The sequence below is a fragment of the Saccharopolyspora erythraea genome (assembly GCF_018141105.1).
Taxonomy (GTDB): Bacteria; Actinomycetota; Actinomycetes; order Mycobacteriales; family Pseudonocardiaceae; genus Saccharopolyspora_D; species Saccharopolyspora_D erythraea_A.
Genome location: NZ_CP054839.1, coordinates 4,768,840 through 4,788,913, shown reverse-complemented (window position 1 = coordinate 4,788,913; position 20,074 = coordinate 4,768,840). Strand labels below are relative to the sequence as shown.

Annotated in this window: 20 protein-coding genes and 1 pseudogene; 12 read left to right on the top strand and 9 right to left on the bottom strand. The window is 72.6% G+C overall.

Annotation, left to right across the window (positions count from 1 at the left end):
- The first annotated feature begins 12 nt into the window (after positions 1-12).
- From HUO13_RS21575 to HUO13_RS21565, 3 genes are read left to right on the top strand one after another with little or no spacing between them, the layout of a single operon-like run.
- Positions 13-1,329 (top strand): activator-dependent family glycosyltransferase, encoded by a 1,317-nt coding sequence (locus HUO13_RS21575; RefSeq protein WP_211896924.1) that lies wholly within the window; start codon positions 13-15, stop codon positions 1,327-1,329.
- A 43-nt stretch (positions 1,330-1,372) separates the two neighbouring features.
- Positions 1,373-3,097 (top strand): thiamine pyrophosphate-binding protein, encoded by a 1,725-nt coding sequence (locus HUO13_RS21570; protein ID WP_211896923.1) that lies wholly within the window; start codon positions 1,373-1,375, stop codon positions 3,095-3,097.
- 52 nt (positions 3,098-3,149) lie between these two features.
- The gene (locus HUO13_RS21565; protein ID WP_211896922.1) at positions 3,150-4,136 is read left to right on the top strand and encodes a 3-oxoacyl-ACP synthase III family protein; all 987 of its coding nucleotides are present in this window, start codon (positions 3,150-3,152) and stop codon (positions 4,134-4,136) included.
- 41 nt (positions 4,137-4,177) lie between these two features.
- On the opposite strand, the gene HUO13_RS21560 is transcribed toward HUO13_RS21565, so the two are convergent.
- On the bottom strand, positions 4,178-4,873 hold the full coding sequence (locus HUO13_RS21560) for a type 1 glutamine amidotransferase domain-containing protein (protein ID WP_211896921.1): 696 nt from the start codon (positions 4,871-4,873) through the stop codon (positions 4,178-4,180).
- Positions 4,874-5,001: 128 nt separating this feature from the next.
- Between HUO13_RS21560 and HUO13_RS21555 the strand changes: the two genes are divergently transcribed.
- On the top strand, positions 5,002-5,940 hold the full coding sequence (locus HUO13_RS21555; RefSeq protein WP_211896920.1) for a LysR family transcriptional regulator: 939 nt from the start codon (positions 5,002-5,004) through the stop codon (positions 5,938-5,940).
- Between the two features lie 93 nt (positions 5,941-6,033).
- Here HUO13_RS21555 and HUO13_RS21550 read toward each other — a convergent pair whose 3' ends face one another.
- Entirely contained in the window at positions 6,034-6,624 is a 591-nt protein-coding gene (locus tag HUO13_RS21550) for a PadR family transcriptional regulator (protein ID WP_211896919.1), read from the bottom strand.
- Positions 6,625-6,754: 130 nt separating this feature from the next.
- On the opposite strand from HUO13_RS21550, the gene HUO13_RS21545 reads away from it, so the two are divergent.
- Positions 6,755-7,183 carry a protein-tyrosine phosphatase family protein gene (locus tag HUO13_RS21545; RefSeq protein WP_211896918.1) on the top strand — a complete coding sequence of 143 codons (429 nt, stop codon included), beginning with the start codon at positions 6,755-6,757 and terminating at the stop codon, positions 7,181-7,183.
- A gap of 52 nt (positions 7,184-7,235) precedes the next feature.
- Here HUO13_RS21545 and HUO13_RS21540 read toward each other — a convergent pair whose 3' ends face one another.
- Positions 7,236-7,748, bottom strand: coding sequence for a hypothetical protein (locus HUO13_RS21540; protein ID WP_249123926.1), 513 nt, complete (start codon positions 7,746-7,748; stop codon positions 7,236-7,238).
- Positions 7,749-8,077: 329 nt separating this feature from the next.
- On the opposite strand from HUO13_RS21540, the gene HUO13_RS21535 reads away from it, so the two are divergent.
- Genes HUO13_RS21535 through HUO13_RS21525 form a run of 3 tightly spaced genes read left to right on the top strand, consistent with a single transcriptional unit; the run spans position 8,078 to position 10,745 of the window.
- Positions 8,078-8,983 carry an oxygenase MpaB family protein gene (locus tag HUO13_RS21535; protein WP_211896917.1) on the top strand — a complete coding sequence of 302 codons (906 nt, stop codon included), beginning with the start codon at positions 8,078-8,080 and terminating at the stop codon, positions 8,981-8,983.
- Positions 8,980-9,588 carry a TetR/AcrR family transcriptional regulator gene (locus tag HUO13_RS21530; RefSeq protein WP_249123925.1) on the top strand — a complete coding sequence of 203 codons (609 nt, stop codon included), beginning with the start codon at positions 8,980-8,982 and terminating at the stop codon, positions 9,586-9,588. Before HUO13_RS21535 ends, HUO13_RS21530 begins: the two co-directional genes overlap by 4 nt.
- Before the next feature lie 14 nt (positions 9,589-9,602).
- Positions 9,603-10,745: an acyl-CoA dehydrogenase family protein gene (locus tag HUO13_RS21525; RefSeq protein WP_211896915.1), complete on the top strand. Its 1,143-nt coding sequence runs from the start codon at positions 9,603-9,605 to the stop codon at positions 10,743-10,745.
- On the opposite strand, the gene HUO13_RS21520 is transcribed toward HUO13_RS21525, so the two are convergent.
- The 4 genes from HUO13_RS21520 to HUO13_RS37605 all read right to left on the bottom strand — a co-directional run bounded on the left by HUO13_RS21520 (position 10,740) and on the right by HUO13_RS37605 (position 14,842).
- Positions 10,740-11,597, bottom strand: a complete 858-nt coding sequence (locus HUO13_RS21520) for a TrmH family RNA methyltransferase (protein ID WP_249123924.1) — start codon at positions 11,595-11,597, stop codon at positions 10,740-10,742. The two genes, HUO13_RS21525 and HUO13_RS21520, sit on opposite strands and share 6 nt — an antisense overlap.
- 180 nt (positions 11,598-11,777) lie before the next feature.
- On the bottom strand, positions 11,778-12,434 hold the full coding sequence (locus HUO13_RS21515; protein ID WP_211896914.1) for a TetR/AcrR family transcriptional regulator: 657 nt from the start codon (positions 12,432-12,434) through the stop codon (positions 11,778-11,780).
- Positions 12,435-12,656: 222 nt separating this feature from the next.
- On the bottom strand, positions 12,657-14,480 hold the full coding sequence (locus HUO13_RS21510; protein ID WP_211896913.1) for an AMP-dependent synthetase/ligase: 1,824 nt from the start codon (positions 14,478-14,480) through the stop codon (positions 12,657-12,659).
- 212 nt (positions 14,481-14,692) lie between these two features.
- Positions 14,693-14,842, bottom strand: a complete 150-nt coding sequence (locus tag HUO13_RS37605) for a TetR family transcriptional regulator (protein ID WP_249123923.1) — start codon at positions 14,840-14,842, stop codon at positions 14,693-14,695.
- Between the two features lie 329 nt (positions 14,843-15,171).
- Between HUO13_RS37605 and HUO13_RS21500 the strand changes: the two genes are divergently transcribed.
- The gene (locus tag HUO13_RS21500) at positions 15,172-15,930 is read left to right on the top strand and encodes a FadR/GntR family transcriptional regulator (RefSeq protein WP_211896912.1); all 759 of its coding nucleotides are present in this window, start codon (positions 15,172-15,174) and stop codon (positions 15,928-15,930) included.
- A gap of 99 nt (positions 15,931-16,029) precedes the next feature.
- The gene (locus tag HUO13_RS21495; RefSeq protein ID WP_249123922.1) at positions 16,030-16,266 is read left to right on the top strand and encodes a hypothetical protein; all 237 of its coding nucleotides are present in this window, start codon (positions 16,030-16,032) and stop codon (positions 16,264-16,266) included.
- Between the two features lie 109 nt (positions 16,267-16,375).
- Here HUO13_RS21495 and HUO13_RS37600 read toward each other — a convergent pair.
- Together HUO13_RS37600 and HUO13_RS38380 are read right to left on the bottom strand one after the other, a co-directional pair.
- Positions 16,376-16,483: pseudogene (locus HUO13_RS37600) on the bottom strand (dioxygenase); the annotation flags it as partial.
- 23 nt (positions 16,484-16,506) lie between these two features.
- Positions 16,507-17,691: a PucR family transcriptional regulator gene (locus HUO13_RS38380; protein WP_432757760.1), complete on the bottom strand. Its 1,185-nt coding sequence runs from the start codon at positions 17,689-17,691 to the stop codon at positions 16,507-16,509.
- A gap of 112 nt (positions 17,692-17,803) precedes the next feature.
- On the opposite strand from HUO13_RS38380, the gene ureA reads away from it, so the two are divergent.
- Entirely contained in the window at positions 17,804-18,382 is a 579-nt protein-coding gene (gene ureA / locus HUO13_RS21485; RefSeq protein ID WP_211896910.1) for an urease subunit gamma, read from the top strand.
- Positions 18,379-20,070 (top strand): urease subunit alpha, encoded by a 1,692-nt coding sequence (locus HUO13_RS21480; protein WP_211896909.1) that lies wholly within the window; start codon positions 18,379-18,381, stop codon positions 20,068-20,070. The genes ureA and HUO13_RS21480 overlap by 4 nt, the downstream gene beginning before the upstream one ends.
- The last annotated feature ends 4 nt before the right edge of the window (positions 20,071-20,074 follow it).

Below are 20,074 nucleotides of genomic sequence, written 5' to 3'. Positions count from 1 at the left end.
AGGTGAGCCACCGTGCGCGTGCTGTTCACGACCTTCCCGATCCCCTCGCACCTGCACCTCCTGGCGCCGCTGGCGTGGGCGCTGCGCGCGGCCGGGCACGAGGTCCGCGTGGCCGGGCAGCCGGAAACGGCGCGCGCGATCCAGCAGGCGGGGCTCACGGCGGTACCGGTCGGTGCCGAGCTCGACTTCGCGGCCCGGCACGCCGAGGTGTCCTTCGAGGACACCGTCTACGCCTCCGGCTTCGACATAGCCGAGCAACGGCCGGAGGTGCTGACCCCGCGGTATCTGCGCGGGCTGTTCACCACCTACATCCACGCCCCGCTCGCCCTCGACGCGCTGATGCCGGACGCCCTCCTGCGCGACCTCGCCGCGTTCACCCGGTGGTGGCGGCCGGACCTGGTGGTGTGGGACGCGCTCACCTACGCCGGGCCGGTGGTGGCGAAGGCGACCGGCACCGCGCACGCGAGGCTGCTCAGCGGCGTCGACAACCTCGCCCGGCTGCGTGCTCTGTTGCTCGATTCGCCGGACGCTCCGGAGGTGACCGGTGACCCGGTCGCCGACTGGCTCGGCGGAAAGCTCGCGCGGTTCGGGTGCGACTTCGACGAGCAGGCCGTGGTCGGCCAGCTGACCATCGACCCGCTGCCGTCCTGGATGAGCCCGGACCTCGACCTGGTCCGGCTGCCGATGCGGCCGGTGCCCTACCACGGGCCTTCGGCGGTCCCGGACTGGCTGCGCGAGCCGCCGGCCCGCACGCGGGTCTGCCTCACCCTGGGAATGTCGGGCCGTTCGCAGGTGCGTGACGGTTCGCACGTGCCCGGCATGGCCGCCTACGACCTCCCGGTGGAAGATCTCCTGGAAGCGGTCTCCACCCTCGACGCCGAGGTCGTCGCGACGCTGACCGCCGACCAGCTCGGTCGGGTTCCGGTTCCGGCCAACGTCCGGCTGGTCGACTTCGTTCCGCTCGACGCTCTGCTGCCGACCTGCTCCGCGATCGTCCACCACGGCGGCGCGGGCACGATGAACACCGCGCTGGTGCACGCGGTGCCCCAACTGGTGGTCCCCACCGCGATCTGGGACGAACGCCAGCTTGCGGCGGCACTGGCCGAGCAGGGCGCGGGAATCACCTGTCTGCCGGAGGAACTCGGTCCGCGGCTGTTGCGCGAGCAGCTCGGCAGGCTCGTCGACGAGCCCTCGTTCGCCGCGAACGCCGGTCGGCTGGCGGAGGAGGTCGCGGCCACGCCCAGCCCGCACGACATCGTCCCGGCGCTGGAGGAGCTGGTTGCGGTCGGCCACTGGACCGGGGCGGCAACGCGGACGGCTCCCGTCTGATCGGCGACGGGAGCCCGGCAGCACAGCACGACGGGGGAGGGGCGTGGACAGGTCATTCGCGGTGCGATCCAGCACCGGCGGCGGCAGGGCCGCGCACGGCGCTCCCCGCTCGGTGGACGTCCTGGTGCGCGGCCTGGCCGCGGCCGGGGTGAGCCACGTCTTCGGAGTCGGCGGCGCCAACATCGAGGACCTCTACGACGCGCTGCACGCCAGCCCGGCGGTGACCGGCGTGCTGGCCAAGCACGAGTTCTCCGCGGCAGCCATGGCCGACGGGCACGCGCGCCTCACCGGCGGGCTCGGCGTGGTCGCGGCGACCTCGGGCGGAGGCGCGCTGAACCTGGTGCCCGCGCTCGGCGAGTCGTTCGCGTCGCGGGTGCCGGTGCTGGCGCTGGTCGGGCAGCCGGCCACCGGGATCGAGGGCCGTGGGGCGTTCCAGGACACCAGCGGTGCGCCCGGCTGCCTCGACGCCGAAGCGGTTTTCGGTGCGGTGGCGCGGTATTGCGCCCGTCTCGACGCCCCCCACGACCTCCAGCACCGGCTGGCGGAGGCGATCGAGGCCGCACTGGCCCCGCCCGGCGGACCGGCCGTGCTCCTGCTGCCCAAGGACGTGCAGCAGGCCCGGGTCACCGGCTGCGCCGGACTGCCCCGCCCCAGAGCGGAGGTCGCGCCGCACAACCGCGAGCTGCCGCGTGCGGTGGGCGTGCTGGAGGCGGCCCGCCGGGCCGGTGGCGTGCTCGTCATCGCCGGTGACGACGTGGCGCGCCGCGGTGCCCGCGAAGACCTGGCACGGCTGGTCGACGCGCTCGACGCGCGAGTGGCGGTGGCGCCGGACGGCAAGGACGCCTTCGACAACGGCGACCCGCGTTTCGTCGGTGTCTCCGGTGTCATGGGGCATCCGACCGTCACCCGTGCGCTGCGCGAGTCCTCGGCATGCCTGCTGGTGGGAACCCGTCTGCCCGTTGTCGCGCGGGACGGCCTCGACCACCTGCTCGCAGGCAGACCGGTGGTGGCGGTCTCCAGGGAGCGTCCGCACGTCGGGTCGATCGTGCTGCCCGGCGACCTGGCGCCGACGCTGCGAGCGCTGACCCACCGGTTGAGCGGCCCTCCGGCGCGCCAGGCCCGGCAGCCGTCGGGAGTCGAGCGCTATCCGGGAGCCCGGCCCGCGGGCGGCGGTATCGGCTACGTGGAGGCGATGGCGGTCATCGAGGCGGCGCTGCCGCGGGGTGCGCGGGTTTTCGTCGATGCGGGCAACTGCGGTGCGGCGGCGATCCACCACCTGGCGGTGCCGCGGGGCGGGCGGTTCGTCGTGGCGATGGGCATGGGCGGCATGGGCTACACCTTCGGGGCCGCGATCGGCGCGAGCTTCGCCGACTCCGCCGACGTGGCGCGGACCTTCGTGATCGCCGGGGACGGCGCTTTCTACATGCATGGCCTGGAAGTGCACACCGCGGTCGAGCACGGGTTGCCGATCACCTTCATCGTGCTGAACAACAACGCCCACGCCATGTGCGTGACGCGCGAACAACTGCACTACGGCGGCCGGTACAGCTACAACCGGTTCGCGGGCACCAGCATCGCGGCCGGGGTCAACGCGATGTTCCCGAGCCTGGAGGCGCGCAACGCCACGACCGCGCTGGAGCTGGCCGACGCTCTCGTGGCGACCGGGTCCGCGCCCGGGCCCGCGTTCATCTCCGTCGACTGCGACGCCGACGAGATGCCCCCGGTCGCCGCTTTCCTGAGGGAGGGGATGATCCCGTGCCAGCGGTGAACTCGCAGCTCGCCTCGGCCCGTGCGGTCGCAGGCCGTCGAGGGGTGGGGACATGAGGCCGGTGAGCCTGCTCGACGTCTCCAGCTATCTGCCGGCACTGCGGGTCCCCACCGGCCACGTCGAGTCCGCCCCGGGCGCCATGTTCGAGCCGCCGCTGTTCCGGCACCGGGTGGCCGCGGACGAGACCGCGGCGGACATGCTCGAACGCGCCTGCGCGGGGCTGGTTGCGCGGCACGGGCGGTCCGCCGTCCGCGACATCGACGTGCTCATCACCCAGACCGCGTTGCTGGACAACCCGATCCACGGTTGCGGCGGCGAGCTGGCGCACCGGCTGGGCGCCGACCCGGAATGGGTCATCGACCTGCACAACACAGGCTGCGCCTCGTTCGTCTACATGCTCAAGCTCGCGCGCCGGTTCCTCGGCTCCGGGGCGGCGGAGTCCGCACTGGTCTGCAACGTCGCCAACCTCAGCGGACAGATCTTCGTGCAGTCCGACGTCCGCGGGCTGCCCCAGGCGGCGATCCCGGGGGACGGGGCAGGTGTCGCGCTGCTGACGGCGTCGGCCGAGTCCCCGGTCCTGCACGTCGAGACCCACCACGCGGCCGAGCTCGCCGGGCACATGCGCCTGGAGTCCGACGACGGCCGCAAGTACTGGGAGCCGGGAGCGGGGCAGCTCCGCGTCAACTTCACCGAGTCCGGCGTCAGGGAAGCGGTGACCAACGGCAAGCGCCTCGTGCCCGAGATCGTCATGAAGCTGTGCGCGGAGGTGGGCGTGCCGGCCGCCGACATCGACACGCTCGTGACCAACCAGCCCAACCGGGCGTTCCTGCGCGCCTGGCGCGACGCGCTGGGGCTCGACCCGCGACGGCACCCGGACACCTTCGACGACTGCGGCAACCTGTTCGGCGCGGGCATCCCCGTCACGCTGGACCGGGCGCTTCGCGACGGGACTGTCCGGAGCGGATCGCTGGTGGTGCTCGCCGGGTTCGCGCACACCGGTGACTTCGCCGCCGCGGCCGCCGTGCGCTGGGGCAGCTGACCATCGGCGGGCGCCCGGCCGACCGGACGCCCGCCGGGAGGTCAGCCCAGCTGCTTGTTGATCTCTGCCGCCAGGGGAGCCGACGAGGCCGGGTTCTGGCCGGTGAACAGGTTGCGGTCGGCCACGACGTGGGCGGCCCACGGCTCGCCTTCCTGGAAGTCCGCGCCGATCTCCACCAGCCGGTCCTGGAGCAGCCACGCGGCCTTGTCGGCGAGCCCGGCCTGCTTCTCCTCGGCGTTGGTGAAGCCGGTCAACCGGTACCCGGAGAACGGGGAGGCGCCGTCGCCGTTCCTGGCGGCGAGCAGCGCGGCCGGCGCGTGGCACACCACGCCGAGCGGCTTGCCCGAGTCGAGCGCGCGGGTCAGCAGAGCGCCGGAGTCGGCGTCGACCGCGAGGTCCTCCATCGGCCCGTGGCCGCCGGGGTAGAACACCGCCGCGTAGTCGGACAGCTCGACATCGCCGAGCTTGATCGGCTGCTTGAGCTCGGTCATGCCGGCGAGCGCGCTCGCGATCCGGTCGGCGCCCTCCTGACCGCCGTTGGACTCGGGCGCCAGGCTGGTCTCGTCCACGGGCGGCACCACGCCGCCCGGTGTAGCGACCACGATCTCGTGGCCCGCGGCCTTGAACGCCTCGTACGGCGCCACGGCCTCCTCGGCCCAGAAGCCGGTCGGGTGCAAGGTGCCGTCCGCCAGCGTCCAGTGGTCGGCACCGGTCATCACGAACAAGATCTTGGCCATGTCGCGGAAGTTTCCCTCGGGTCTCGGCTGTGCTGACAGCGCCGGTCGGCGGGCCGTGCGGTCCGCCGGGTGGCGCCGACTCCGACGCTAGGCGCGCTCCCCATCACCCTGCCAATAGAGTTGTCTCTATGTCCCATAGGAATCCTGATCGCTCCGAGGTCGCCGCGGGCGGGCCGCTGGACCTCGGACTGCTCCGGACCTTCCTCGCCGTGCACCGCGCCGGGTCCTTCACCGCGGCGGCCGGGCTGCTCGGGCTCTCGCAGCCGACCGTGACCAGCCAGGTCCGCGCGCTGGAGCAGCGGATGGGTCGGCGCTTGTTCGAACGCCTGCCGCGCGGCGTGGCCAGCACCCCGGTGGCCACCGAGCTGGCCGCCGAGGTCGCCGCGCCGCTCGACGAGCTGGCGGCGGTGGCCGAGCGCGGCCGCCCCGGAGCCGGCGCACCCGCCGAGCCGGTGCACCTGGCAGGCCCGGCTGAGCTGCTGTGCGCCCGGGTGATGCCCGCCCTCGCACCGCTCGTGCGGCAGGGCGTGCGCCTGCGGGTGACCACCGGGCTCGCCGACGACCTGCTGGACGGGCTGCGCGCCGGGCAGGCCGACCTGGTCGTCTCCGCCATCCGGCCACGCGGCCGCAGCGTGTCCGCCGTCGCGCTGATGGACGAGGAGTTCGTGCTCGTGGCGGCGCCGTCCTGGGCGGCGCGCATCGGTGCGGTCCAAGCCGGAGACCCCGCGCCGCTGGGCGAGGCGCCGCTGGTCACCTACGCCGAGGACCTGCCGATCGCCCGCCGCTACTGGCGGCACGTCTTCGGGGCGCGGCTGACCGGTCAGGCCGCCATCGTGATGCCTGACCTGCGCGGCGTGCAGGCGGCGGTCGAAGCCGGGGCGGGCATCACCGTGCTGCCGCGCTACCTGTGCGCCGCCGGAATCCGCTCCGGCGCGCTCGTGCCACTGCTCGAGCCCGACGATCCGCCGATCAACACGGCGTTCCTCGTGCAACGCAGCGGGGCGACCGAGCACCCGCACGTCACTCTGGTCCGCGACGTGCTCCTGCGCGAAGCGCGGAACTGGTGAGCGCGGCCGCTGTGGTCAGGGCGCGGGTCCGCCGAAGCGACGAGCGAGCACGGCTGCGGTCGACGACACGCTCCGAAAGGAGAGGCGTGCGCCTCAGCGGGCACTGCCGACGTCGACCCGCTCGGCGCCGGCGTCGGCCCGCTCGGCCAGGATCCGCAACACCTGCTCGCCCCAGCGGAGGTTGTCCTCCTCGAAGGACCTGCCCCGCATCAGGGTGAGGTAGGGCCCGATCCGATCGGCGCTGCGCAGGTAGTCGTCCTCGGACCGGCCGTCCAGCAACTGCTCGCGCAGCCGGTCGTAGCGGGTGAGCTTGGTGCGTGCCAGCTCGACGCGCTCCTGGACGAAGGTGCGGACCGCGTCACGGTCGCCTGCGTCCACGGCTTGGAGCTTGACCAGCAGTTCGTCGCGGATCGCCGTGGGCCTGGGCTGCCGCGCGGTGAACGCGGCCAGCTGCCGCCTGCCCTCGTCGGTGAGCGTGAACAGCCGCTTGTCGGGCCGTCGCTCCTGACGTACCACCCGCGCGGCCACCAGGCCGTCTTCGGCCAGGCGCTCCAGCTCGCGGTAGAGCTGCTGCGGCGTGGCGGACCAGAAGTTGGCGACCGATACGTCGAACTGCTTGGCCAGGTCGTAGCCGGACGCCTCGCCTTCCAGCAGAGCGGCCAGGAGTGCGTGCTTCAGCGCCACCTGGTAACGCTATCACCCGATCGAATGGTCCCGAACGTGCTTGGTCAACGGCCTGATCAGCGCGGAAGGGGCGGGAGATCCGGTGCGCGCGTCCGTGAAACCGCTGGCGCGCGGCGTCTAGGCTGGCGTCGTGATCGAGCTCTGGAACTCTTCGGCGCCGGGCGTGCTGCGCCTGCCCTCCGGGCGGCTCGTCCGGGGTCGCGGCCTGCGCCGTACCCCGCCGACGGGGCCCGAACCCACTTACGGGCTCTACCTGCTCGGCAAGCAGCCGCCCGCGGTGTCGTGGGAGTCCCGGTGGGTTCGCTGGCCGGACTTCCGGCTTCCGGCTGACCGGGCCGACGCCGCCGACGCGTTCCGGGAGGCGTGGCACCGCGCGGAGACCGAGCGCGTCGAGCTCGCGTGCGGAGGTGGCATCGGGCGGACCGGCACGGCGCTGGCCTGCCTCGCCGTGCTCGACGGCGTGCCCGGCGCGGAAGCGGTCGCCTACGTTCGCGAGCACTACGCGCGCCGCGCCGTGGAAACCCCTTGGCAGCGCCGCTTCGTCACCCGATTCGAATGATCCGGGGCACCGCACCTGGCCGGCGCGGTGCCCGTTCCCGTGGTGGCGCCCGTCAGACCCCGCGGGTCAGCGTCCACGTGTCGTACATCGACTCCGGTGTGGACGGGCGGGGTGTCCAGTTGTCGTGGACCTCGGCGGAGCTGAACCCGGCTTCGGTCGCCAGGCGCCGCACGGTCGTGTGGGTGTGCTCGTGGAAGCGGTGCCGCTCCCGAGTCATGGTGTAGGTGTCGGCGGCCGCGTCCGGGGTGCGCAGGAACTGGCTGTGGAGCATGTCGAAGTGCGCCCGGGACGGGGGAGCGGTGAAGGTCCAGATGCAGGAGACGTCCTCCAGCTCCACGGCGACCACCTGCCGCTCCGCCGAGCCGTAGAAGCGCTCGAAGAACCCGTGGCCGTAGAGGTCGAAGACGAACGTGCCGCCGGGAGGCAGCAGCCGGGCGACCGCGGCCAGCGTCTCGCCGAAACCCGTCTCGGGCAGGTGGTGTGCTCCTTCTCGTGGCTGCGGAACCGGATGCGTCCGCGGCAGATTCCGGTGCGAAGTGGACGGAACAGTGTCCGGCCTGCGCATCGGCCGGCGGGGTCCGGTGCGGTGGGAAGAGACGCTTGCGCGCGAGCAGGGCGCGAAAACGCCTTGCGCGGTAGGGAGAAATGGTATTGACAGCCCCCTGACCGCAGCGGAACGCCGGGCGCGCATCCGTCCCACGAGTGATCGTTTTCACCGGGCCGCGACGGCTCCAGGCGGCGGTGGACGATCATCGAGCCCGGCACGGGCGGCCGCTACCGGTGCCGGCGGCGAGGTTGGTCCGCTCGGGCGAGACGGTGAGACGTGTGTTGACCTGGTGTCTCGCGGGTGACTACCGTCCGTTGCATCGACCAGCGCCCGAGACGAGGTGCCACATGAAGCGGTTCGCCCGGCTGGAGCGGATTCTGGCCATGGACCCCGACCGCGACTGCGAGTCGATCTACCGGCTGCTCGCCGAGTACGAGTTCCCGTGGGACGTCACCAAGTCGCTGGAGATGGCGCTGTTCCGCACCTACGCGGTGCCGAGCATCGGGCGTCTGCTGGACCGCACCGGGGAGTTCGCCAGGTGCCCGCAGAAGCGCTACGACGACACCGTGCTGATCCTGTTCGAGATCCTGCACAACGGTCCCTCCAGCGCGAAGGGCAAGGCGGCGCTGGAGTGGCTCAACCGCATCCACGGCCGATTCCGGATCAGCGACGACGACTACCGCTACACGCTGTCGACGTTCGTCGTGATGCCGGTCCGCTGGATCGAGGCCTACGGCTGGCGCAGGCTGCACCCGGTCGAGGTCCGGGCGGTCACCAACGTGATGCGCGGAATGGGCGAGGGGATGCGCATCAGCGAGATCCCCGAGACCTACGAGGAGTTCGCGCGGCTGTTCGACGACTACGAGCGGGACAACTTCGGCCGCGACCCGGGCGGTACGCGGGTCGCGCAGGCCACGCTCGAGCTGTTCGGCTCCTGGTACCCGAAGGCGCTCGCGGGCGCGGTGAGCGACGCGGCCCACCTGCTGATGGAGCCCCATCTGTTGACGGCGTTCGGCTTCCCGGAGCCCTCCGCGCGGGCCCGGCGGCTCGCCGGCCTGGCGCTGAAGCTGCGCGCCGGCATCGTGCGGATGGGACCGGCCCGCCCGGACTCGCGGCCGGTGGCACCCGATCCGCTGACCTACCCGGACGGCTACGCCCTCTCCGACCTCGGTCCCGAGTCCTTCCACCGCCACCTGGCCCGGCAGAGCGCGGGTCCCGACGACGCCGAGCCCCGATGTCCGGCCGCCCGATGAACGCCGGCGACCACCGGGTCCTGCTGGCCGAGCCGGACAGCGACGTCGGGGGCGTGGTCCTCGACGCGGCGCTGGCCGCGTTCGTGGACGTCGGGATCCGGCGGACCACGATGAACGACATCGCCCGCCGGGCCGGGCTCGGCCGCGCGACCATCTACCGGCGCTACCCGGACAAGGACGCCGTGGTCGAAGCGGTCCTGCTGCGGGAGATGCGCCGCTTCGTGCGGTGGCTGGACGAGCGCGTCGACCACATCACCGACCCGGCGGAGCAGGTCGTCGAGTGCTACGTGGCCGTGGTCGGCGGGCTGCGGCGGCACTCGCTGCTGAACCGGCTGATGGCCGTCGAGCCGGACGACTGGCTGCCCGCGCTCACCGCCGACTGGGGCGGGGTGCTGGCCGTCGCCCGCGGCTACCTGGCCGAGAAGCTGCGCGGTCACCAGAGCGCCGGGCGGTTGCGCGGGTTCGACCCGGAACCGGTCGCCGAGGTGTTCGTCCGCCTGGCGCACTCGATGATGCTGACCCCCACCGGTTGCATACCGGAGTCCGACGACGGACGCACGCGTGCCTTCGCCCGCGCCCACCTGGTGCCGGTCGTCACGAGCTGATCCCGGGAGGCCCCATGCCACGAGCGCTCACCGACGAGCAGCGGGACTTCGTCGACGCGGTCGGCGAGTTCTGCCGCCGCGAGTGCGGCACGAAGCAGCAGCGCGACGCCCTGACCGGGCACGGGCGCCATCCGCACAGCCGGGAGCTCTACGCCAGGATGGCCGAGCTGGGATGGCTGGGCGTGTCGATCCCGCAGGACTACGGCGGTGCCGGTCGCGGCATGGCGGAGCTGTGCCTGTTCCTGGAGGAGACCGCCTACGGCCGCGCTCCGATCTCGGGATTCGCCACCACGATCATCTCCGCGGCCGCGTACGAGAAGTTCGGCAGCGAGCCGCAGAAGCGCGAAGTGCTCTCGGGAGTGGTCCGCGGACGCGTCGAGGCGATCTCGATGTCGGAGCCGGGCGCGGGTTCCGACGTCGCCGCGCTGCGCTGCCGCGCCGAGCGGCGGCCGGGCGGCTGGGTGGTCAACGGGCAGAAGACGTGGTGCTCCAACGCCCACATCGCCGACCACGTGCTGCTGGTGGCCAGGACGTCGGGCGAGGGCACCAAGCACGACGGACTGACGCAGTTCATGGTGCCCACCGGCGCGGACGGGCTGCGGATCAGCGGAATCGACACGATGGGCGGCCGGGAGGTCAACGACCTGTACTTCACCGACTGCTTCCTGCCCGACGACGCGGTGGTCGGCACCGTCGGTGCCGGGTGGAGCCAGCTCGTGTCCGGGCTGAACCTGGAGCGGATGATCCTGGCCGCCCTGATGCTCGGCACCGCGCGGCGCGCCTTCGACGACACGGTCTCCTACGTCGCCCAGCGCGAGCAGTTCGGCAGGCCGGTCGGCACGTTCCAGGCGCTGCGGCACCGGATCGCCGACATGGCCACCGAGCTGGAGTGCGCACGCCTGCTCGTGGACGACGTCGCCCGCACCATCGACGCCAACCCGGGTGTGCTGTTCCCGAGGGAGGCGTCGATGGCCAAGCTCAAGTGCACCGAGCTGGCCAAGCACGTCGCGCTGGAAGGCATGCAGATGATGGGCGGCTACGGCTACGCCACCGAGTACGGCATGGAGTCGCTGCTGCGCTCGACCGTGGTGTCCACTGTGTACGGCGGCACGAGCGAGATCCAGCGCGACATCATCGGGAAGTCCTACGGGCTATAGCGGAGTGCCGACCACGCCGCCGCGGGTCCAGGTGCGCTGCCGCGCGGCCTCGTAGAGCGCGATGGAGGCCGACGCGGCGGCGTTGAGCGAGCTGGCCGATCCGACCATGCGGATCCGCGCGACGTCGTCGCACGCCTCGGTCCATCCGCGGCTGAGTCCGGTGGCCTCGTTGCCGACGACCAGCACGGTCGGGCCGCGCAGGTCGTAGGCGGCAAGCTCGCGCGTGCCGTCCTCGCTCAACCCGACGATGCGCAGCGGGACGCCGCCGCGGCGGACGTCGTCGACCCACCGGACCGCCTGGGCGGCGGAGTCTGCGTGCGCGGTGGGCGTGCTGAAGAACGATCCCGTGGTGGCGCGCAGCGTTCGCGGGTCGTGGAGGTCGGCCGCGTGCCCGGTCACGACGACACCGCTCGCCCCGAGCGCGTCGGCGGAGCGGATCACCGTCCCCAGGTTCCCCGGACTGCCAGGACGGTCGAAGGCCACGACGAGCATGTCGGGCGTCGTGGGGACTGGTCGCGCCGAGCCGGACCGGATGGCGGCCACCGCGATCAGTTCGGGCGGCTCGGACTTGTCGCCGAGCTCGGCCATCAGCTCCGGTGCCAGTTCGTAGTGGATTTCGACGTCGGCCGTCCGCGAGATTTCCGCGGCCCACTCGGAAACTCCGCCGCAGCGTCGCAGAAGCGCCTTCAGCGGCCATCCGGACGCGGCAGCCAGGCTGATCGGACGCACGCCGTGCACCAGGAACTCGCCGAGCCGATGCCGCTTGCTCCGGCTGTCCAGCAGGGCGCGCCACCGCTGGAACGCGGCGTTGCGCGTGGTCACCCGGAGCGTCCTGGTCGCTGATCGCACCACGCGCGGCAAACTAGCAACGGCGGACGGCGAAGGCGACTGGTTTTCCGCCGCGCCGGCGGAAAACCGCGTCGGCTCGGAGCAACTGGCACCTTGCGGTGCCGGCGTTGGCCCGCACCATGGGGTGCGGGTCTTCCCGTGGCGCTACCCGTCACGTCGTGGAACGAGCGCCGGACCCGCCGGTTACGACCCGGCTGCCTCCAGGTCGCGGGGAACGGGGCCGAGCCGGCACACGGCCGGGTAGACGGTGCCCAGCAGGTGCAGGGCGGACTGGGTGAGCATCACGTGCAGGTCGCCGCGGCTGAGGGTGCCCCGCACCAGCCACTCCCGCGAAGCGGCCTTGAGCATGCTGCCGAAGGCGCGGATCATCGCTCGCAGCTCCTCGCGGCCCTCGGTGACGTCGGTCATCATCGCGGCCAGCAGGACGTTGTCGGTCGCGATCTCGTCGGACTCCAGCACGATGCGCTCGATGTCCTCGTCGCGGCCGATGGCCTCGGAACCGATGACCGAAAGCCACAGCTCCTTGTCGCGGTCGACCACGTCCAGCCAGCGGTCGACCAGGATCGAGACGCGTTCCTCGGCGGTGGTGCGGGGCAGGTGCTGGGCGACCGAGCCGGGCACCACCACCATCTGCCGCACGACCTCCAGGTAGAGCTCGCGCTTGCTGCCGAAGTAGTGGTTGATCAGTGCCCGGGCCACCCCGGCCTCCCGCGCGATGTCCGTTGTGGACACCGAGGAGTAGCTGGCCCGGCCGAAGAGCCTCCGCGCGACCGCCAGGATCTGCGAACGGCGCTGGTCCGGCTCCAGCCGGCGCCGCTGCGGTGCGGGCTCGGTGCTCATCCATCCACTGTCGCGGCTCGGTTGCCGGTGTGTCAACAACCGGATCAGGTGCGAGTGCGCGGTTGCGAATATCCTTGCATATCAGGGAGTTTCGGCGTCCGAACTGTTGGCTGCTTGACAACAGCTCTGATCGGGTCGGGTGCTGCGCCGGCCGGGTGGACGCGTTCTCGCGGGCGGCCACCGGAGGCCGGCCGCGCGCTCGGGGTCACCAGGACGGCGGTGTCAGGCGTACATCCGGTCGATCTCGGCGGCGTAGCGCTCGGCGACGACCCGGCGGCGCAGGCTCAGCTTGGGCGTCAGCTCGCCGGACTCCGCCGTCCACGGGTGCCGCAGCACGCGGTACTTCTTGATCTGCTCGACCCGGGCGAGCACCTGGTTGGCCCGGTCGACCAGGGTGTCGAGCTCGGCGAGCACGTCCGGGTGCTCAGCCAGCTCGGCGAGGTCGACGGTGCCGATACCGCGCGTCTTGGCCCAGGCGGGCGCGGCCTCCTCGTCCAGCACGACCAGCGCCGTCAGGTAGGGGCGGCGGTCCCCGACGGCGACGGCCTGGGCGACCAGAGGATGCGCCCGCAGCATCGCCTCCACCCTGGCCGGCGCGATGTTCTTGCCGCCGGCGGTGATGATGAGCTCCTTCTTGCGGTCGGTGATGGTGACGACGCCGCGCTCGTCGACGACCCCGATGTCGCCGGTGTGGAACCAGCCGTCCTCGTCGGTGCCGTCCTCCACTCCGCCGTCGGGGCGCAGGTATCCGAGGAACACCACCGGTCCGCGCACCAGCAGCTCACCGTCCTCGGCCGTGGCGACCTCGATGCCCGGCAGCGCGCGCCCGACTCCGCCGAGGGTGAACGTGTCGCCGGTGGTGACCGTCGAGGCGCCGGAGGTCTCGCTGAGTCCCCACACCTCGTACACGGGAAGCCCGATGCCTGCGAGGAGCTCGAGCACGGCGATCGGGATGGGGGCCGCGCCGCTGTAGCTGCGCAGGGAGGCGTCGAGCCCGATGGCCGCGCGGATGGGGAGCAGGAGGGCTTCGTCGAGCTCCTGGCGCCGCGCTTCGAGTTCGGCGGGCACCTCGGCCCCCTGGCCGCGCTGCCGCAGCACCCGCAGCGAGAGTTCGCGGGCTTCGTCGAGCGCGGCGCGCTGGTCGGCGGGCAGGGCGTCGAGCTTGGCCTGCAACCCGGCGGCGAGTTTCTCCCACACCCGGGGCACGCCGAAGAAGCTGTGCGGCCGGGCGGCCACGAGCGTGGGCACGAGCTCTGCCTGCGCGGCGCAGATCGTCACGTGCCCGGCCCCGCAGATCGGCCGGTAGATGCCGAGGACCCGTTCGGCGATGTGGGCCAGCGGCAGGTAGGAGACCGAGCGCGGGTGCTCCGGCAACGGAGCGAGTTCGTCCAGCGTCAGCGACTCGTGGATGACGTTGCGGTGCGAGAGCACCACGCCCTTCGGCTCGCCGGTGGTGCCCGATGTGTAGACCATCGACAGCGGCGCGTCGGGGATGGCGGCCTCGGTCAGCTCCTCGAACTCGGCGGCGAAGTCCGGGTCCGCTCCACCACCGCGCAGCTCCGCGTAGCCGACGAAGCGCTCGTCGCCATCGGGGATGATCTGCTCGTCCAGTACCACGATCCCGCGCAGGGCGGGCAGATCGTCGACCACCGGCCGCCACCGGTCCCACTGCTGCGGACCTTCGACCACCACGACCGCCGCCGCGCTGTGCTCGGCGAGGAAGCGCAACTGCTCGCTGCTCAGCGTGTCGTAGGTGGTGCAGGAGACGGCGCCCACGTGCGCCGCCGCCAGGTCGGCGACCCAGTGCTCGGGGCGGTGCGACATCGAGATCAGCATCCGGTCGCCACGTTGCAGGCCGAGCCCCTGGAGCCCGCGGGTCAGCGCGGCGACCTCCTCCCGCAGCCCGGCCCACGTCAGCGTGGTGGCCTCGGCCCCGTTGCCAGCGGTCAGCGCGGGCAGCTCGGCGAACCGGTGGGCGTTGCGCCGCAGGAGCCCGGGGATGGTCTTGCCCTCGACGGCTTCGCGGACTCGTTCTGCTGCGGGCAATGCGGTTTCCTCCCTGGCGCGGACCGGCGCGGCGGACTGCTGAAACCCCGTCAACGCTGGAGTGCTGTTGCCCCGATGTCAACAGGCCGTCCGGTGCATTGGTCCGTTCGGTTGATCTTCGCGCCAGGCGTGGCCGGGGCGGGTCCCGGCGGCTGTCCCACTCCCGCGCGGCTACCTCGCCGCCGACCGGATCAAGGCTTGTTGACCCGGAGTCAACAACGCTGCCACCGCCAGCGGCGGATGTTGCGCGCGAACCCGCGCACCTCGCGCGGCAGCACGGCTTGGACGAGCTGGTCCTTCTGCGGGAAGCACCGGTAGACAGTCGCGACACCGAGTTCGGCGCGCTCGGCGATTCCGTTCATCGTGGTGCGGCGGATGCCGTGGGTGACGAAGCAGGCCAGGCGCGTCGAGGATGCGCCGCACGGACTCGTCTCCGGGCTCGGGGCATGCTCCGCAGGTCGTCGAGGAACGCCTCGTCGAAGGTGGTCATGGCGGGCCGGAGGCCACGGTCGGCCGGCTGTGCTTGAGCGTCGAACGGAGAGGCCGGGGTGGCCCGCGAGCGCCCGGGTGCGAGGGCGGGCGCGCACGCGGGGAGATCGCGTCCGGCGGCCTGCGCCATACTGGTGCTTGACGCCACGGCTAAGGTCCGGTTAACTTCCGGCGCATTGGTCCTACCAATGAGGAGGCCGAGGTGGACCCGGAACTGATCGGGTTGGTGGACGCGCTGCTGCGGACCGCGACCCGCGAGCGCAGAACGGGCCTGCTGCGGCTGCCGCCGGAACGCGAGCTCGGAGCCGAGCTGAACATGAGCCGGGGCGCGCTGCGCGAGCAACTCTCCTGCCTGGCCATGCTCGGGTTCGTCAACCGGACCCAGGGCAGGGGCACCTACCTGCAGGTGCCGGACGCGAGCTTCATGCAGGTCTACTTCAGCCTCGCCCGCCGCTTCGGCCATCTGGGGCCCGCGCAGTTCGAGCAGGCCAGGGAGCTGCTGGAGATGTCGGTCGTGGCCGAGGCCGCGCGCAGGGCGACCGACGCCGACGTGCGCAGCCTGCGCGACCAGGTCGACGCGATGATCGAGGCTTCCGCCGCCGGCGCGGTGGAGGAGGCCACCGAGGCCGACTTCGACTTCCACCGGCTGCTGTTCGGCATCGTCGGCAACCCGATGTTCGACTTCCTGCACGAGGGGTTCGCCCACGTCATGCGGGAGGACCTGACCGAGCGCCGGGCGCGGACGCTGCGCATCGAGCAGCGCGCGGGCAAGCCCTGCTTCGAGACCGACCGCGTGCATTACGACATCGTCGACGCGATCGAGCGGCGAGACCCCGACGCCGCTCGTGCGGCGATGGCCCGGCACTTCGAGCTGTGGCGCAGCCTGACCGAGTCCGCAGATTCCGCCGAGCCCGCCGAAGCTCCCGAAGCCGCCGAGTCGGCCGAGGCCGCCGCGAGCTGACGCCGCACCGGTTTCCGCCGCTCGTCGAACGAATCCACTGGCCGGACGGTATCGGTTGCGCGCGTTGTGGGGTCGGCCCCGATGCGCTACAACGGGGTGATGGCGGACATCGATGTGTCTTCCCTGCAACCGGGGCAGAGCGAGTCCAACGAGAGCGGCGAGCGGATGGGCCGCTCAGCGGGCGGCCACCTGGTGCAGTTGCGCAGGCGGGTCTCGGAGCCGGGCTTCGTCGTCACCGCAGACGTGGAGTCGCGCCCGGAGGCGCCCTCCGAGGTGATCACCCACGAATGGGCCTCGGCCAACGTCGCGTTCGAACGGCTGATGCGGGAGTGCTGACCTGCCACCCGGACGACGCCCGGGTGGCTTGTTGTGCCGCGCCTGCGACCGGGCGTCCGGGCTGGCGCGCCAGTCCCTTCCTGCCAGGTCGCGCCCCGGAGGGGGTCAGCGGCTCGCCAGGGGAGTAGAGCTGCGTGGTCGGCACCGGCTGGTTCGGCGCCTGCACCTTGACCTGGATGTGCCTGGTGCGGCCTGGGTAGAGACCGGGGACGATGGTGTGCCCTGCGGGTGAGTCGTCCGTCAATCGCACGGCCGGTCGTTTCCCGCCTCTGCCCGGGATCGCACGCGCAACGCCAGCAGCACGAGCGCGGCGTGCTCCGGGCTTCCCAGGTCGCCACCGGTGAGCTCGCCCAGTCTGCGCAGCCTGTTGAGCACGGTGTTGCGGTGGCAGAAGACCTCGCGGGCGGTGTCGGCGACCGAGCCGGAGGCGAGGAAGCTCTCGGCGGTCTCGAGCAGCCTGCGGCGCTCGTGCGGGGGCACGGAGTCCACTTCGGACAGGACAGAGCGTGCGAGCGCTTGCCCGAGTTCTGCCAGTCGAGCGGCGGCGACCTCGGCCCAGACCTCCCGCAGCCCCACCGGATGCGTGGTGCCGGGACCGATCGCCGAGGCCACTTCCACGGCGACGCGCACCGATAGCGGTACCGCGGCCAGGCCGTCGGCGACCGGGCCCAGGCCGCAGGGCACGTCCTGCATCCAGTGCGCGGGCATCGCGCGCACGCCGCGCGGCAGCGCGGCCAGCAAGATCGGTCCGCGTTCCTCGAAGTGGAGGTGCGCGCTGACCCCGTTGGCGCGCAGGCGATCCAGCTCGCCGCGCAGCGCCCGCTGGTCCGCCTGCGCCCCGGCGGCGACGGCGAACAGGCCGTTCGGGTCGACCTCCAGCGCGGTGGCGACCTGGTTGACGGCCTGCGGATCCCGGCCGTCGGTGGCGAGCAGCTGTGCGACGAGCCTGCTGCGCTCGCGTTCCCGCTCCCGCGCCAGCACGGCGGCCTCGTCGAGGTAGCTGACGTGCACGCCGACCGTGTGGCGCTCGACGGCCTCCCAGACGGTGACCGCGCCCTCGATCAGCGCCTGCGTGTCGCCGGGGTCGGCGCGCCGCAGCAGCGCCGACCACAGCACGCGGAAATCCAGCCGCACCGCCTGGAGCAGGACCTCCAGCGGCATGCCCGCCTGGGCGCGGCGCCGCCCGACGCGTTCGGAGACATCGGCGATCCGGTGCGGCACGGGCAGTCCCGCGATCAGCCGCAACAGCATCTCGAAGCTGGCCTCGGCGTCGGCGCGGACCTCCGCGGCGGGGATCAGCCGGTCCCGGTAGGGCCGCAGGACTGCGATCTCGGCGACGAAGGCGTCGACCAGCTCGTCGAGATCGTCCAGGCACGCGTGCACGAGATGGAGCAACGGCCCCGTGGAGTGGCCCGAACTGTGCACGTGCCCAAGCACCCCTTCCGCATCGACGGCATTTCACCATTGTGCTGGGCGTGCGCCGCGAGGAGGGTGTCAGGACAACTCGGCAGTGTTCGGTACTTCACCGGGAGTTTCGATGCACCTGACGCCACGGGAACAGGAACGCCTGACGCTGTTCACCGCCGCCGAGCTGGCTCGCAGGCGGTTGGCCAGGGGGTCCAGGCTGGGATCGGCCGAGGCCATCGCACTGGTCTGCGACGAGGTGCTGGAGATGGCCTGGGACGGCGTGGGGATCGACGAGGTGGTGGCCAGGGCAGGCGAACTCGTCCGGCCGGACCAGGTGCTGCCGGGCGTGGCCGCGGCCGTGCCCCGCGTGCAGGTCGAGGCCCTGTTCCCGCACGGCAGCTCGCTGGTGCACGTCGACGAGCCGTTCGGGCCGGCCGAACCCGACGACGCCGGCGCGGTGCGCGTCGGCTCCGGGGAGGTGGCCCTGGCTCCCGGCCGGCAGCGCAAGCACCTCGAGGTGCGCAACGGGGGAGCGCGGGCGATCTGGCTGTCGTCGCACTTCCCGCTGGAGCAGGCCAACCAGGCGCTGGAGATGGACCGGACGGCGGCCGCCGGATACCGGCTCGACGTCCCGGCCGGCACCTCGTTGGAGTTCCCACCGGGCGCGGCGCGCACGGTGGCGGTGGTCGCGAGGGGAGGCGCGCGATGACGGCGAAGATGTCCCGCGCGGAGTACGCGACGCTGTACGGGCCGACCACCGGGGACCGCGTGCGGCTGGCCGACACCGGCCTGTGGGTGGAGGTCGAGGGTGACGACACCGAGCCGGGCGAGGAGCTGCTCGGCGGGTGCGGCAAGACGGCCAGGGACGGGCTGCTGGTCGCCGGGAAGGCGCCGCGCGACAGCGCGCTGGACCTCGTCGTGCTCGGCGTGCTGCTGCTCGACCCGGTGCTGGGAATCCGGAAGACCAACATCGGTGTCAAGGACGGCCGCGTGGTCGGCACCGGACGGGCTGGCAACCCCGACGCGGCCGACGGCATCGAGCTGGTCGTGGACTCCCACACCGCGATGATCACCGCTGAAGGGCTGATCGCCACGCCGGGCGTGGTCGACTCACACGTGCACCTGTCCAGCCCCGAGGTCGTGCCCGCCGCGCTCGGCGCGGGCGTGACCTCGCTGGTCGGCATGGGCCTCGGCGGGGTGTGGGACGTCGGCGCCAACCCCCGGCAGAACCTGCACACCCTGATCCAGGCGTGGCGCGACGTCCCGGTCAACGTGGCGTTCCTGGCGCGCGGCTCGTCGTCGTCGGCCGAGCTGCTGGACCAGGCCGTGCTCTCGGGCGCGGGCGGGTTCAAGGTCCACGAGGACTGGGGCGCCACCCCGCACATCGTCGACACCTGCCTGGGCGTCGCCGAGGACTCGGACCTGCCGGTGGCCCTGCACACCGACACGCTCAACGAGTCGGGCTACCTCGCCGACACCCTCGACGCCACCGGCGGGCGGACGGTGCACGCCTACCACGTGGAGGGCGGCGGCGGACACCCCGACCTGCTGGAGATCGTCTCCCACCCGCACGTGCTCACCTCCTCGACCACGCCGACGCTGCCGCTGACCCCGGCCACCGCCGCCGAGCTGCTGCCGATGACCATGACCGTCCACAGGGGACACGGCAGCCTCGGCAGCGACGTCGCCATCGCGCGCAGCCGGCTGCGCGAGCACGCCATCGCGGCCGAGAACGCGCTGCACGACCGGGGCGCGATCAGCATCGTCAACTCCGACTCGATGGGCATGGGCCGCATCGCCGAGACCGCCCGCCGCACCTGGCAGCTCGCCCACGTCCAGGCCGCGCTGGCCGGGGAGACCGGGCCCGACCGGCCCGCCAACGCCCGGGTGCTGCGCTACCTGGCCAAGATCACCCTGAACCCGGCCATCGCGCACGGCATGAGCCGCGAGGTCGGTGCCCTGACCCCGGGCAGCATGGCCGACATCGTGCTGTGGCATCCGGCCTGGTTCGGCACCCAGCCCGAACTGGTGCTCAAGTCCGGGTTCGTCGCGTGGGGCGCGAGCGGTTCGGGCTCCGGTTCGACGAGGCTGACCCAGCCGCGCGTGATGGGCCCGTTCTTCGGCGGCCTGGGCTCGGCGCCGCGCGGGCTTGCTTCGGTCTTCGTCTCCGAGCAGTGCCTGGCCGACTCCCGGACCCGCGCCGCGCTGCCAGAGGGAGTCCGCTACGCGCCGATCCGGCGCAGCCGGGGCCTCACCCGCCACGACATGGTCGCCAACACCGCCACGCCCCGCGTCGAGGTGCCGACCGGGCCGGAACCGGTCCTGGTCGACGGCGTGGCGATCGCGATGCACCACGCGAGCTCCCTGCCGCTGACCCGCGTGCACCACCTGGGCTGAGGAG